At 43.0% G+C, this 13,864-nt stretch carries 17 protein-coding genes; 3 read left to right on the top strand and 14 right to left on the bottom strand.

Translation table 11 applies throughout. The features are described from left to right. Positions 1-4: 4 nt before the first annotated feature. The 9 genes from ribH to WD077_12945 all read right to left on the bottom strand — a co-directional run bounded on the left by ribH (position 5) and on the right by WD077_12945 (position 7,087). A complete protein-coding gene (gene ribH / locus WD077_12905; protein MEX0968132.1) occupies positions 5-535 on the bottom strand; it encodes a 6,7-dimethyl-8-ribityllumazine synthase in 531 nt (176 codons plus the stop codon). After that, positions 532-1,233, bottom strand: coding sequence for a tetratricopeptide repeat protein (locus tag WD077_12910; protein MEX0968133.1), 702 nt, complete (start codon positions 1,231-1,233; stop codon positions 532-534). The genes ribH and WD077_12910 overlap by 4 nt, the downstream gene beginning before the upstream one ends. A gap of 80 nt (positions 1,234-1,313) precedes the next feature. Further along, a complete protein-coding gene (gene pdhA, locus WD077_12915; protein ID MEX0968134.1) occupies positions 1,314-2,327 on the bottom strand; it encodes a pyruvate dehydrogenase (acetyl-transferring) E1 component subunit alpha in 1,014 nt (337 codons plus the stop codon). 310 nt (positions 2,328-2,637) lie between these two features. Further along, entirely contained in the window at positions 2,638-3,024 is a 387-nt protein-coding gene (locus tag WD077_12920) for a hypothetical protein (GenBank protein MEX0968135.1), read from the bottom strand. 48 nt (positions 3,025-3,072) lie between these two features. After that, complete coding sequence (locus tag WD077_12925) at positions 3,073-4,356, bottom strand: sigma-70 family RNA polymerase sigma factor (GenBank protein MEX0968136.1); 1,284 nt, start codon at positions 4,354-4,356, stop codon at positions 3,073-3,075. Beyond that, the gene (locus tag WD077_12930; GenBank protein MEX0968137.1) at positions 4,353-4,697 is read right to left on the bottom strand and encodes a YciI family protein; all 345 of its coding nucleotides are present in this window, start codon (positions 4,695-4,697) and stop codon (positions 4,353-4,355) included. The genes WD077_12925 and WD077_12930 overlap by 4 nt, the downstream gene beginning before the upstream one ends. Before the next feature lie 2 nt (positions 4,698-4,699). Beyond that, entirely contained in the window at positions 4,700-5,110 is a 411-nt protein-coding gene (locus WD077_12935) for an ester cyclase (GenBank protein ID MEX0968138.1), read from the bottom strand. A 532-nt stretch (positions 5,111-5,642) separates the two neighbouring features. Next, positions 5,643-6,800 carry an ATP-binding protein gene (locus WD077_12940; GenBank protein ID MEX0968139.1) on the bottom strand — a complete coding sequence of 386 codons (1,158 nt, stop codon included), beginning with the start codon at positions 6,798-6,800 and terminating at the stop codon, positions 5,643-5,645. Between the two features lie 32 nt (positions 6,801-6,832). Further along, a complete protein-coding gene (locus WD077_12945; GenBank protein ID MEX0968140.1) occupies positions 6,833-7,087 on the bottom strand; it encodes a hypothetical protein in 255 nt (84 codons plus the stop codon). 236 nt (positions 7,088-7,323) lie between these two features. On the opposite strand from WD077_12945, the gene WD077_12950 reads away from it, so the two are divergent. Then, on the top strand, positions 7,324-7,761 hold the full coding sequence (locus WD077_12950) for a nucleotidyltransferase substrate binding protein (GenBank protein MEX0968141.1): 438 nt from the start codon (positions 7,324-7,326) through the stop codon (positions 7,759-7,761). Continuing rightward, positions 7,758-8,066 carry a nucleotidyltransferase domain-containing protein gene (locus WD077_12955; protein MEX0968142.1) on the top strand — a complete coding sequence of 103 codons (309 nt, stop codon included), beginning with the start codon at positions 7,758-7,760 and terminating at the stop codon, positions 8,064-8,066. The genes WD077_12950 and WD077_12955 overlap by 4 nt, the downstream gene beginning before the upstream one ends. 132 nt (positions 8,067-8,198) lie before the next feature. Here WD077_12955 and WD077_12960 read toward each other — a convergent pair whose 3' ends face one another. Together WD077_12960 and WD077_12965 are read right to left on the bottom strand one after the other, a co-directional pair. Continuing rightward, a complete protein-coding gene (locus WD077_12960) occupies positions 8,199-8,900 on the bottom strand; it encodes a response regulator transcription factor (protein ID MEX0968143.1) in 702 nt (233 codons plus the stop codon). After that, complete coding sequence (locus WD077_12965) at positions 8,897-10,477, bottom strand: HAMP domain-containing sensor histidine kinase (GenBank protein ID MEX0968144.1); 1,581 nt, start codon at positions 10,475-10,477, stop codon at positions 8,897-8,899. The genes WD077_12960 and WD077_12965 overlap by 4 nt, the downstream gene beginning before the upstream one ends. Before the next feature lie 129 nt (positions 10,478-10,606). Between WD077_12965 and WD077_12970 the strand changes: the two genes are divergently transcribed. Then, positions 10,607-11,788, top strand: a complete 1,182-nt coding sequence (locus WD077_12970) for a kelch repeat-containing protein (protein ID MEX0968145.1) — start codon at positions 10,607-10,609, stop codon at positions 11,786-11,788. Between the two features lie 15 nt (positions 11,789-11,803). Here the strand turns inward: WD077_12970 and WD077_12975 are convergent, their stop codons facing one another. The 3 genes from WD077_12975 to WD077_12985 all read right to left on the bottom strand — a co-directional run bounded on the left by WD077_12975 (position 11,804) and on the right by WD077_12985 (position 13,725). Continuing rightward, positions 11,804-12,094: a DUF3817 domain-containing protein gene (locus tag WD077_12975; GenBank protein ID MEX0968146.1), complete on the bottom strand. Its 291-nt coding sequence runs from the start codon at positions 12,092-12,094 to the stop codon at positions 11,804-11,806. 211 nt (positions 12,095-12,305) lie between these two features. Then, positions 12,306-13,244, bottom strand: coding sequence for an FISUMP domain-containing protein (locus WD077_12980; GenBank protein MEX0968147.1), 939 nt, complete (start codon positions 13,242-13,244; stop codon positions 12,306-12,308). A gap of 124 nt (positions 13,245-13,368) precedes the next feature. Further along, positions 13,369-13,725 (bottom strand): DUF4180 domain-containing protein, encoded by a 357-nt coding sequence (locus tag WD077_12985; protein MEX0968148.1) that lies wholly within the window; start codon positions 13,723-13,725, stop codon positions 13,369-13,371. Positions 13,726-13,864 lie beyond the last annotated feature (139 nt).

Here is a 13,864-nt window from a genome sequence, read left to right on the forward strand (position 1 = left end):
TGCCTTAAAATTTTGAAAATCCCAGTTGCCCGCCCTGCTTGGGCGTAGACAGTTCTTCTTTCAACTGTAACATTTGCAGAGCCGCCAAAGCAGCTTCCTCGCCTTTGTTGCCGTGCTTCCCGCCTGCCCGCTCTGTCGCCTGCTCCATAGTATCTACCGTCAGGACGCCAAAAATAAACGGCTTGTTGTGGACACTGCTGAGTTGCATTATGTGATTGGCGACAGCATCGCAGATATAGTGGAAATGAGGCGTTTCGCCTTTAACGACACAGCCAATGCAGATCACTGCATCAGCCTTCGCAAATTTGGAAAGATAATACGCTCCGAGCGGAAGCTCAAAAGAACCGGGTACACTTCTTTTCGTGATATTGGCTTCAGGAATGCCAAATTCGGAAAGGATTTTTTCCGCTCCCGTAACCAGGGAATTAATGATTTCCTCGTGCCATTGAGCGTAGACGATCCCGAATTTTTTTTCCTTTATTTTCGGAAGTAAACCAGAAGGAGAGAAAGAGCCGGATTGTCCTGCAGTACTCATTTTCTTTCTACGAAAAGTTGGGCTTCCATTTGGGAAATATACTTTTCAATATCTCCGGCTTCATTGGATTCGGGGTAATCATTTTTAATTCTTTCATACGCCTCAAGGGCTTTCTGATGTTCTCCCATTTGCACCCGCAGCAGGCCAAGTTTCTTGAGAAACATTGGGGCTGTATAACTATTCTCATCGGCTTCAACTGCTTCCTCGTAGCTGCTCACAGCTTTGTCATGATCGCCTAACTGAACATGCGCATCACCGATCAAACCATACTTGAAAGCGGATATTACCTTGCTGTCTGAGCTAAAATCTTCGAGGTAGTCCAGGGCAACCTCATACTGGCCCTGCCTCATGTAAATGATCCCTGCATAGTAGCTGGCAAGGTTTCCCGTTTTGGTATTGCTATATTTATCAGCAATGTCAACGAACCCCATATTCTGGCCATCACCGTTTAGCGCCAGGTTCAACGAATCTCTTGCAAAATAATCCTGCGCCATGAAGATATTACTTTGCGCCTCTTTCTGTGCAGGTTTTTGTATAAACTGCTGATAGCCTAAGAATCCCAGAATTCCAGCGAGGATCACAGCACCTGCAATCATCAGCACCTGGGAATTTTCTTCTACAAACCTTTCAAACCCTGACCTTTCTTCTACCACATTCTGATGGGCTGCTTCAGGTTTTTCCTTAGTCGTTTTTGCCATTCTGATATTTAGCTTCAATAATTATAAAGAGTGCAAAAGTAGAATTTTATGCAATGATTACTCCTGCTGATTTGTAGTGTCTAATCTTTAAGGAAAGGATAATCCTCCTGGGCATATACGTCTTCATAAATCTGATCTGCCGAAGGATATTCAGACTCTTCGGCAAATTTTACTGCCTCCGTAATCTCCTCCTTTATCTGGCTGTCAATCTTTTCCAGGTCCGCCTCCTTTGCATATTTCTTCTCGAGGATCGTTTGCCGTATCCGCTCAATCGGATCGCGTTCCTCATACTCCTTTACTTCGTCCTTTGTACGATACTTCGCAGGATCGCTCATTGAGTGGCCTTTATAGCGGTAAGTCACAAATTCAATTAAAGTGGGACCTTCTCCTTTTCTCGCTCTGTCAACCGCTTCTTTAACGGCACCATGCACTTCCTCGCAGCTCATTCCATCCTTTTGCACTGAAGGCATTTCATAAGCACTTCCCAGTTTATACAGGTCCGTGACGTTGCTCACACGCTGCACAGAAGTGCCCATTGCATATTTGTTATTTTCAATAATGAATACTACCGGCAGTTTCCAGAACATCGCCATGTTCAGCGTTTCATGAAAACTTCCCTGGCGAACGGCACCATCGCCCATATAGCAGAGGCAAACATTCTTAGTGCCTCTATACTGCTCTGCGAAGGCAATGCCTGCTCCCAACGGGATCTGAGCGCCCACAATCCCATGCCCGCCAAAGAAATTGCCTTCCTTGCTGAACATGTGCATGGATCCGCCCTTTCCTTTAGTGCATCCTGTTACTTTCCCAAAAAGCTCTGCCATTACTGAAGCCGGTGTGAGGCCGGCAGCCAGTGCATGGCCGTGATCCCGGTAGGCGGTGATCATGGGATCGTCCTTGGTTGAAGCCGTCATAGCTCCCGCTATCAAGGCCTCCTGCCCCATATATAAATGAAGGAATCCCCGTATTTTCTGCTGGCCGTAGAGTTGGCTGCATTTATATTCGAACTTGCGGATCAACTGCATCATTTCGTACCAATACAGGTATTCCTCCTTGCCGGGTTTTTTCTTTGCTTTGAATTCAGGACGCTCCATAAGGCTGTTAAAATTTAGCGGCAAAATTAGGAAAAGCATCGGACTGTAAGGGTAAGTACAAAAGCCGGAAACATGATTCCGGTAATACTGATTTTAAGGAGAAATATGGCACGTACAGTAAAGAGGCTTTATGAACGCAGGAGAGAATTGAAAGATTTACAATTCTCCTGCAGGAATATATTTAACAATTTTAAGATTTGAATTATTATGAATTTCAATATTCTGAGTTGTTCAAAAAAAGTATTGTCATCCTCTTAAAAATTTAAACATTGCCGTTTTTTTAAATCATAACAATTAACTCAAATTTTATTTAACTAAAATATTCTATAAAGTATTTACTGCGGAACAGCAGGAGTAAAATCAAAGCGTAAGTAAAAAATTCCGCACCCATTGCCAGGTATTTCATTTTGCTTGTCATAAAGCCAAATGTTTCAATTACGCAAACCACTGCCATCATGCTATAAGCAATTGCCATGATCGCGGGTGTTTTGTCCCAGTGGGTAAAATATCCGTAAAGAAAACTTACCGAAGCAAACAAAACGGAGCTCCAATGAATGATCAGGACCCATGCCGGGAATTCGGGATTTGTAAAGGGTCTCCATGGCACCTTGTGCAGGATCATTTCGAGGAACCCGCCTACTGACCACAGCAACAAAATGCCATGCACAATGATCAAAATATAACCAATATATGCCACTTCTCTTATTATTTTATCCGTTCAAATTTTGATACCAATAATAATCATTTAAGTCTGAATTCCTAATATTTTGTCCATCAGGAATCGCTTTTCTTTATTGGAAAGCGTTAGCTCCTTTGCTTTTCTGAATGCAATTATTGCTTTTTCTTCCTCGCCCAGCCTTGAGTAAATTTCTCCTACTGTCGCATAATACAAATAGTATTTTTCTAATATCTTGTCAATTTTTAATTCATTTAAGCTTTCCAACGCGGTCTCAGGTCCTTTTGCTTCCATTAAAGCAATGCAGCGGTTAAGCGAAAGAATGGGATCAGGATATTTAAAAAGCAATGCATCATAATAATATACGATGGATTCCCAATTAGTTGACCGGTAGTTGGGAGCTATGCAATGTTCGTAAGCAATAGCTGCCTCCAGATGATAATTTGAGATGAAACTTCCAACCGCAGCCTTGTTCAGATAGTTGTTCCCTGCATTTATCAATTCTCTGTTCCAGCTTGACCGATCTTGTTTTTCCAAAGGAATAAGGTCTCCCTCGGCCGAAACTCTTGCTGCGCTTCTTGAGCCATGCAAACACATTAATGCCATAAGTGCGTGGGCTTCGGGCAGGTGCGTTTTGTCATTTTCGATTAAGGATTTGCACAATAACATAGATTGCGCAATCAGGTCCTCCCTGATCAAGTTATCTGAATGCGTGGAGTTATACCCCTCATTAAAAAGCATATAGATTGTTTCCAGAACAACGCTGGTCCGGGATGATAATTCATTTTTCGAAGGAATCCGGGGTTTTATCTTTGATTTTCTGAAGTATTCTTTGGTGCGGTACAACCGCTTGGATATCGTCTGTTCCTCCGTCAAAAATGCTCTCGCAATTTCCTTTGTACTAAATCCGCAAAGAGATTTGAGAATGAAGGTTTTTTGATTTTCCTCTGAAATAGCAGGATGGCAACAGGCGTACATCATCCCAAGAAAATCGTCTTTTATATTGCTCTCCTGCCAATGATTATTCATCGCTTCAGAAAGCGTATATTCAGATGTCAATAATTTTCTTTCCGGATCGGCAAAATCAATAATTTGATTGTGCTTATCTCTTCTGATTATGTCAATCGCTTTATTCTTTGCAGTTCTGTATAGCCATGCCTTTGGATTATCCGGAATGCCTCTGAATTTCCAGGTTTCCATAGCAGAAAGCAAAGCATCCTGCACTACATCTTCGGCCAATCCAAAATTTTCAGATCCGAAAATTTTTACTAAAACAGAAACCATCTTTCCGGACTCATGTCTGAAAAGATGGTTTACTGTAAGTTCAATATCGGGTGAAATTTTCAAATTCAATCCATTGGTCTTATTTCCCGAATTTCAAGTGTGCAATTATGCTCAAGACCTGGACAACCTTTGGCCAATTCGGTGGCTTCGTTCAGCGATTCAGCCTTCAGGATAATGTAGCCGGCAACCAATTCTTTGCCTTCTGCAAGCGGACGGTCAATTACCCGCTTCCCGGCCTCAACTAATGATTTGCCTTCATTCATGAGGGGTTGGCCGGCCACGAATTTTCCATTTTCAGCCAGTCCCCCCATCCATTTTTGCCATTCTTGCATATGTCTTTGCATTTCCTCCGGAGATTTAAGCGAAGATACATCCTCACCACCTCGAATAATTATCAGATATTCATTCATGATTATGCGTCTTTAGTTTCCATTGCACCAATTTGAGACATGATGCTCAACGGGTTCATTTCAAAATATTCGTTTGCTACTTTTCCATCCACGATTTCAAAAAGATCCATCCATGAAAAAGTAAGATCATTGCCGGTAGCAGGAACTCCGTTGAATTCCCCAACATGTTTTCCTGACCAGTGTCCTCTGGCTACAACATGGTTTCCGTCTTCAATTAACTGGTCAATGTGATGTTTTCCCTCAAAGGCTGAAGTCATCATTTGCATCATGCCAATGTGTTCTTCCACTTCAATGGGCTGAGGACTCATTGGATTGTGAAATTTGTGGTTAGGTGCCATAAGCTTCTTTACACCCTCAAAGTTCCTGGAGTCAATACCGTTGAACCATGCCTTCGCAATTGCTTTTGCTGTCATTTTTTTACTTTTTTAATGATTAAATAAATTGTTTCAACACAGGTAAGACGAACTCCCCTTTCAAATTTAGACATTCCCATCAAAATATTTTTTCCCATTTTTCTTAAGGTCCATTGTAATTTAAAGATAGCCAGGAATTGTGAAGCACGAGGGGAAAACACAGGTTACCCGATCATACTAATGCCGGGTAACTCAGCCCGAAAAATGAATGAATAATTTAACCTGTTGCAGCTCCCGGAAAAATACGCCTCTGCAAACGCAATTCGATACCCGGGGTGGTTTCCTAATTTATTCCTTCTTTCCTTATGACGGCTCATCAGGAAATGCAGGTACATATCTTTTTTAAAGATCCAGTAAGAACAGGATATCGGACTGATGTGTATGCCAACCCGTTTCAGTATCCACCTTATTTCTGAAAATGTTTGTTATCGCCAGTTCGCCATTATCGGCATCATAGCAGCGGTAATATTTGATTATATTATTGATGGTGCTCATTCTGGACAAAGAAGGAAAAATTCCCTGAAACCAGATTCTATTTCGAAACCAGGTCCACTACTTTCATCCACGGCACTAAATCCCCATGCCCAGTCCTCATCTGCTGCTCACCAGCGTAAACCACCTTCGAAGTTTCAGCCGACTCACTGGTTAACTCCTGCCAATACTTTAGCCCTTTCAGGTAATTGAGCGATGGATTTTTTCCCGATTTTATTTCCACTGCAGTTATTGTTGCGCCCTGATCTATCAATAGGTCCACTTCATGGCCATGACTGTCGCGCCAGAAATAGAGGTGCGGCATTTCCCCTGCATTCAGCAATGACTTGCGGATTTCCGTTATGACCAGGCTCTCGAAAATTTGTACGCGGGCAAAGTGATTGAGTAACTCCTCAGGCTTATTGATGAGCAACAGGCGACAGGCAAGGCCGGTATCATAGAAATAAAGTTTTGGAGATTTGGTTATCCGCTTGTTAAAATTCTTGTGATACGGCTGCAAGAGGTAGATAACATAGCTTGCCTCCAGCACAGAGAGCCAGTGTTTGATCGTATTCACGCTGGTACCGGTTTCGGTAGCCAGGGCGTTCATGTTGAGCAATTGCCCAATCCTTCCGGCACAAAGACCAAGGAACCTGCGGAAGGTAGCAAGGTCGCCAATATTGCGGATGCTGCGTACATCCCGCTCCACATAGGTATTCAGATAGCCGTTGTAGAAAGCCTTAGGGTCAATATTTTGATCGTAGATTCTGGGATAGCTACCTTTCCAAAGATAGGTTTCCAGAGCAGGGAGCTTGCCCACATACGCCAGTTCATCCATCGAAAAGGGCAGAAGCTGGAGTATACCTGTTCTGCCCGCCAGCGATTGCGTAATTTTTTCCAGCATCAGGAAATTCTGCGACCCCGTTAGCAGAAATTTCCGCTGGGGATTTTCATCCACAATGAGTTGGATGTGCGAAAAAAGTTCGGGAACATGCTGCGCTTCATCAATAATGGCTTTTTCGCCCAATTGCGCCAGAAAAAGGGCGGGTTCATTTGTCGCCAGGTTTCTTTGGTCAGGATCTTCAAGGTTCACATAGCTCCAGCCCACAAGTGTTTTCTCCAGTGTTGATTTTCCCGATTGGCGTGGACCGGTGAGAAAAATAACAGGGAACTGGGAAACGTAATCATTAAGAACCGGATGGAGAAGCCGTGCTATCATAATGCAAATTTACACACTTATCCGGAAATTTTTCAATTCAAATGCAAATTTGCACAGGATTCCCTATCATAGCTGATCCAGGCGTTCAGTACTTCCTCCAATTTATCTTCTAAAGATGAAGCATCGCTGAAGTGATTGCTTATAAAAGCCATTGCCTTCCAAAGCTGAAGGTGCTGATCCAGGGAAATTGAAGCTGCCTGGAAATATTGATTGGCTGGTCTTAGGCTTATATTCTTTTTGTTAAGGCCAAGGCGGCCAATGTGTAGCGCATCTTTGGTTTGCGCCATATAGATTTTTTCTCGTGCAGTTCGTTCAGCGAATACGCGCTGAGCCGCACCAAATTTTGACGGTAACTTTGTCAAATACTTTGAGCTGACGAGCGAACTGGAACAGGAAAACTGGATGCCTCGAGGAAGAATAAAAAGGAGCACAGGCCGATCCTTTGCTCTGGCAGAGTTTGAGTGGCCGAGCGAGGGATTAACGAGAACTGATTACTGAAAATTTGATTCAGATTAAAAAAACGATGCTAAACCAAAAAGACATACGTTGGATTCAGCGCTTCAGCAAATACAAGAAGGCGCTTAGTCAACTTGAGAAGTTCATTGACAAAGGCACCCTGAACGAACTGGAGCAACAAGGGCTGATCCAGGCATTTGAGTACACATTCGAGCTTGCCTGGAATACCATCAAAGATTTCTATGAATACCAGGGTGAGGAAGGCATCCAGGGAAGTCGGGATGCTTTTCGAATGGCTTTTAGGCGAGAGTTGATTGCAAACGGAGATGCCTGGATGGAAATGATCAAGAGCCGCCAGCTTACCGTACACAGTTACAATGAAGAAACGGCCAATGAAATTGCTGAGCAGGTGCAGGATTCATACATTCACGAGTTCATGAAATTGAGATCAAGCTTTGAGGAAATCATTAAGAAACAAATCAGGAAGGAGAATAAGGAACAATGAAATTTGGGTTGCCAGAGAAAGCATTGAAGCGGATAATCGAGGTATTCAAAAAGCATCCACAGGTGGACCAAGTGCTGCTGTACGGTTCACGTGCCAAGGGCAACTTTAAGCCTTCATCCGACATTGACCTAACCGTAATTGCCCCTGAACTGAAGTGGAAGGACATCAACCGGATTTCGCTGGAGTTGGATGATCTCCTCCTGCCTTACTCCATTGATATTTCACTTTACCACCATATCAGCGACCCTGATGTGCTGGACCATATTAAGCGCGTGGGGAAGAATTTTTACCAGAAAAATGGATAAGAAAAGGAACGGTAATTAAACATGGCAAATGTGCGATGTTTCAAAAATCATTTTTGCATAAAATAAATGTGGAGAAACCCGTTTCACTCAAGAAAAGGACAAAAGAGCCTGTAAATTCAAATCAGACTTCACCTATTCCTCAATCTCCCCATTCACAATCATCTTGTATCCCACGCCATGCACGTTCAGCAGTTCCAGTGAGGGGTCATCCTTTATCAATTTCCGGATGCGGGTGAGATATACATCCATGCTCTTGGAGGTGAAGAAGTCATCGTCACCCCAAACGCGTTTCAGGATCTGTTGCCGCGAGATCAGGCGGTTTTTGTTCTCCTGGAATACCTGTAGCAATTCCGCCTCCTTGGCGCTTAGCTTTTTTTCTTTGCTGCCATTTTTCAGGCTACGCATATTATAATTGAAAATCAAATTTCCCATGCGGCTGTCCCAATGATACGAATTTTCTGAAACTCCTGTCCTGCTCAGCACGGCTTTAATGCGGCAAAGGAGTTCATGGAAGCTGAAAGGTTTTGTCATGTAATCATCCGCGCCAAGATCGAATCCTTTTAATTTATCATCAATCATATTTTTGGCTGTGAGAAAAATGACGGGGATATGGTGGTCTTGCTTTCTTATTTGCTTTGCCAGCGTAAATCCATCCATTTTTGGCATCATCACATCCAGGATGCAAAGCTGGAAAAGTTCCGCCCGGAATGAACGCAAACCGCTTTCTCCATCCCTGCAGATGGTAGCTTCATAACCGGCCGTCATCAGGTTCTCATTAAGGAGAAACGTCAGATTTTCATCATCATCAACCAGAAGTATTTTAGTTTTAGTCATAAATTCAATCTATGCAGGTTTATCCGGGAGCTTCGCTTTACTTCTTTCGTTTCAATGGGCAGGCGCACAGAGAATACGGATCCTCCTCCTTTCCTGCTATTTAGCTGAACATCACCCCGATGACTTTCAATTATATTCTTTACATAACTCAATCCCAGGCCAAAACCTTTTACATCATGTTTATTGCCAGTGGAAACCCGGTAGAAGCTATCAAATATTGGTTTCTGGTGTTCCTGATTTATTCCAATACCATTATCAGAAAATTCAATTTTAATAAGATCATTTTCTTCAATAACAGAAATATTTACTTCAGGGGTTTTATCATTATATTTTATAGCATTGTCAATCAGATTATAAAAAACATTTGAAATATGCACCGCATCGCAATTCACCATTACAACTGGCTTATAGCTTTTTACGGTAATATTGCCATGCCTTTCACGGATCATGAGGTCAAATAAAGGTACCACCTGCCGAACAATATTATTCAGGTTACAGGGCTTCATGTTCAGCTTTACTTCAGTGCGCTCCATCATGGAAATCTCCATAATTTTTTCCACGTTTTCATCCATGCGTATATTTTCACTATTAATAATGGATAAGTATTGTCGCAATCCATTATTCCCATTAACCAAAGACGAATTTTCTATAGTTTCAAGCGCAAGTGAAATATTGCAAATCGGGGTTTTAAATTCGTGAGTCATATTATTAATAAAGTCATTCTTTATTACTGCAAGTTTCTTTTGCCTCAGCAAAGTACGGACGATGAGCAACACTACGGCACCCAGCAGAACCAGCACCAGAAATGAGCCCACCATTACGAACCCCATGCGCCCCAGCAGAATTTTGTTTTGGGCGGGGATCCATAGCTGCAGCTCCTGCGGGGAAAAAAACCGGCTACCCTGGTAAAATGATGATGTGAAAGGCATGGCACCGGCAAGGAGTACTTCATCCTCAAAATTCCTGAATAGAATGGAATCGTTTTGTTTGTCCTTTAATTGAAACCGGAAATCTGAAGAAATGCCCTGGTTGGATAAATTGATGGTTAAAACGGAATCAATGTAATCCAGGAAATATTTCTCGCCATTGGCATAGGTGAGGGTGACATTGCCTCGGAAAAATTGCTCCTGTTGCTTCTTCGTCATTCCCTTCAATGAATTATGCGGGTTGTCAAATTGCGTTATATGGGAATAACTGCGTGGAAAGTAATGGTATTTCACAAGGATCTCAGCAGTGGCGGTCAGGGGAGAAGAAAAGGAATTGGTTGAAAAAAGGCTATCGCCTGTATAGGCTGCGGCAAACTGGCGGATGGTATCCATAGAAACCCCATCCGCATTTCGTTTAAGGATGAGGATATTCTCTCGCTGTTTCAGATTTATTTTATTAAAACTTTCAAGGCATGTGTAGTTGTCCTCAATTTGCGAAGTGGTGTTCTGAAGCGCCACCAATGCATCACGCCTGAAGTTTTCCTCCTGTAGTGTATATGCGTTGAAAATCCAGTAGAGCTGCGCAGAAACCACAGCGCCTACCGCGACAACCATAAGGATAAACAGAAACTGAAGTGGTTGCTTTCGCATACCTCAAATATAGTTTCCAAACCGGCAATATGACTGACCAGCCCCGGATTTTTAAGTATTTTTAAGTATTTTTTAATAGCTGTTAACCCGCAGTGCCTGCAGGTCCGGATAAATTTGAAGAAAAAAATTATGAAAAAGATATTCCTCATTCTGATACAAATTTCCTGGTCGGCCCTCGTTTTTGGGCAATGGACTCAGATGAATGATTTCCCATCAACCCCTACAGACGGAGCTTTTAGTTTTGTGCTGGATAATAAAGGCTATGTAGGTGGCGGACTTGCGGGGAACGAGGTTTTTAGCTTCGATGCTTCGAATGGTGAATGGACCGAAAAGGCGCCAATCCCCAGCCCTGGCGATCACCTTGCATGGGCCTTTAGCTTTGTAATCAATGGCAAAGCGTACGTTGGTGGTGGCTCTTTCGAGACCGCATCAGACCTCACCGATAAGATGTACGAATATGATCCGCAAATGGATACTTGGACGGAAAAGGCACCTTATCCCGCAGGTGAACGTGATGGCTGCTTTTCTTTTTCTGTTAATGGAAAAGGCTATGTGGGCGGAGGTTTCGATGGGCAGTATATGCTATTCGACTTCTATGAATATAATCCTGCTACTGATCAGTGGCGAAGTTTGCCCGATTATCCGGGAGGACCGGTTCTCTTTGCAGTTTCCTTTGTGATAGATGGGAAAGCCTATGCAGGCACAGGCGCTCAGGGAACTATGGAAATTGATGATATCTGGGAATTTGATCCTACAACAGAAAGCTGGAATCAGGTGGCATCATTTCCCGGAGAATCGCGCCAGGCAGCGGTGGGATATGCCGTTGGCGGCAAAGGCTACATAGCAGGTGGAATGTCTGACTATACAACCATTCGTAGCGACCTTTGGGAATATGACCCTGCTGCGGATAACTGGCAGAAAATAGAAGACAACTTGCCGACTGATCAACTTGCATGGTCAACCGCATTTGTACTAGGAAATGATGCGTTCATTGGCCTCGGAGTGAATTTACCAGACTTCGAATTTTCCAACTCATTCTATAAATACAGTCACGTCTCTACTGGTATTTATCAGAAAACGCCTGCTGCGCTAGAAGTATATCCGAATCCGGCTTCATCTGTCCTGAATATTAAAAACCCGCAAGCAGGGCTAAATGCACAGGGCTATATGCTGGATGCAACAGGAAAGACCGTGAAGAAATGGAAGCCGGATGAAAGCGAAATCAATATCGAAGATCTTGCAGAAGGAATCTATCTGCTGAGATTAATTGTGGAGGGAGAAATATTTCAGCAAAAAATATTGGTTCAATAAACGAACTGGGTTTTGCTATTGACTTATTTCTGCCGGCTCACGGAAATATTTGCGGTCGCTATAAAAGGTGCCAAATGGAACAAATGCCGAGGCGAAGCTCACCAGGATAGGCCGGGCTTTCCATTTGTGCTGAATGGCTATAACAGCCAGCCATAATGAGTACCCTATAAAAAGTACACCATGCGCCATTCCCACATGACGCACCATTTCAGGTTCGTCATAGAAATATTTCAAGGGCATTGCAATGAACAGCAACACCAGCAGCGAAACGCCTTCGAGCAGCGCCAGGATCCTCAATAATTTCATGCTCAGTTCACTTCATTTATTTGGCCGGCAAAAATAGGGTATCCAAAGGTGCCTGATGTCTGAATTGTCATCCTGTTTTGAAAGAGGTTTGTTCGGTATTATTCCTGGTTTTAATTAAAAAAATAAAATGTTTTAAAATTTCCGGAAATTCATTCCCAAACATTATTTAAAAACATAAATTAATTTTTTAATAAGAAATTGAGACTGGCTATCATTTAATCAGCACAACTTTTTCAAAATGGATCACAGCATCATTGGCAATAAGTTGCAACAGGTAGGTTCCATTTGCGAGACCGGTAACGTCCAAAGCATGAACGTCAGTCAGCAGCCATTCCTTTTTTACAATGCGGCCGGTAGCGTCCGTAAGTACGGCCTCTATCCTTTTCGTTTGTGGCGTACCAGGCCGTTCAATCATCAGCGCTCCGGATGCCGGAATAGGATAAACCTTCATCTTAGCTGCTTCTGCCTTACCGTCAATCGAAACCGAAACATTGCGAAAGCAACGAATTGCCAATCCTGCCTCCGGAGCAATAGGGCCTGAACCTGAGCTTTCGAGCGACCAGCTTACCCACTTGAAGAGTACACCTGAACCGGGCGTGGTAACAAACCAACCGGCACGCTGTCCCCTGTAGTTGAAAGTTCCATCCGCATGGCTTCTGAAGCCGCCTGGCAGCGCGGTAAACCCGCTGTTATTGGTTGCTCCTGTATTAGGCTCCTCCCAATGTTCCGTGCCGGCTTGTTTCAGCTTTCCACCTGCCATGCTGGCGCCTCCCAAAGAACTGATCATTTTATCCCAATCCTGCTCTGAAGGGACACTCCAGCCTGCAGGACAAATGTCGGGGTCCATCGCCACGTAGCCATTATATATTCTTCCATAGAGAAAGTGGTGCGTAGCAGAATCATTATCATACCAGCACATGCCAGGTTCTGTAAGCGTTGGCCAGACAGCGTTGTCCTCCTCTTCTAAAATCGAATCGCCATTATTAAATCGGGAAGTGCGAAGATTTTCGGCCATCCATTCCTGGCTGCCAATTCTTACTGTAGGGTAGGTGTTGCCATCCACATCAGCAACCTGTGCCAGAACAGGCGCTGAAGTCAGGCTGGTTAACCACAATAAAATTATCTTTAGGGTAGCCGGGAAGTTCTTCATGCTATTGTCATTTGGTTCGTGCTGCTATCAAGACTTTTTCGATCAGACGAAATTCATTTCTCATGTGGCTGATCATTATAGGTGCCTCAATTTAAGATCATTTCATGGAAATATATCTTTTTGCCTACGAAAGTTTCATCAGGCCCTCTGACAAAGAAGCAACAAAATTGACTTGCCTGCCCCGGTTGCTTTCAGTAATAAAATCATTAAGTTTCGTTCCCTGATATTTCTTAAAATCACCCACAATGGCAAGCCTTACCCGGTAGGTAGAAAACTTCTGAAGAATTTCTCCTGCCATTCCATTTTTCAGATCAAAAAACTCAGGTGTTATATTGCTTTCATAAATAATAATCCGGTCAAAGCCCTGGTAATATAAATTTCCTAAGAGATCCAATCCATCTTCAGCAGAGGTAATAACCATTTGGCCGGAAGATATTTCAGCAATCTTTGTATTACCGGATGCGTGAGCCTCAATTTTCATTTTATCAGTGGGTAATTCCATTAAGATCAAAAATCCGGTAATCTATTTTGATCAAGCTACACTTCTATTAGAATTTGTTTTTAATTTTAATATATAAGTAATTTTCGAAAGAATTAATTCAATTGAAAATAGTGCTCAA

The organism is Bacteroidia bacterium, assembly GCA_040880525.1.
GTDB lineage: Bacteria > Bacteroidota > Bacteroidia > CAILMK01 > JBBDIG01 > JBBDIG01.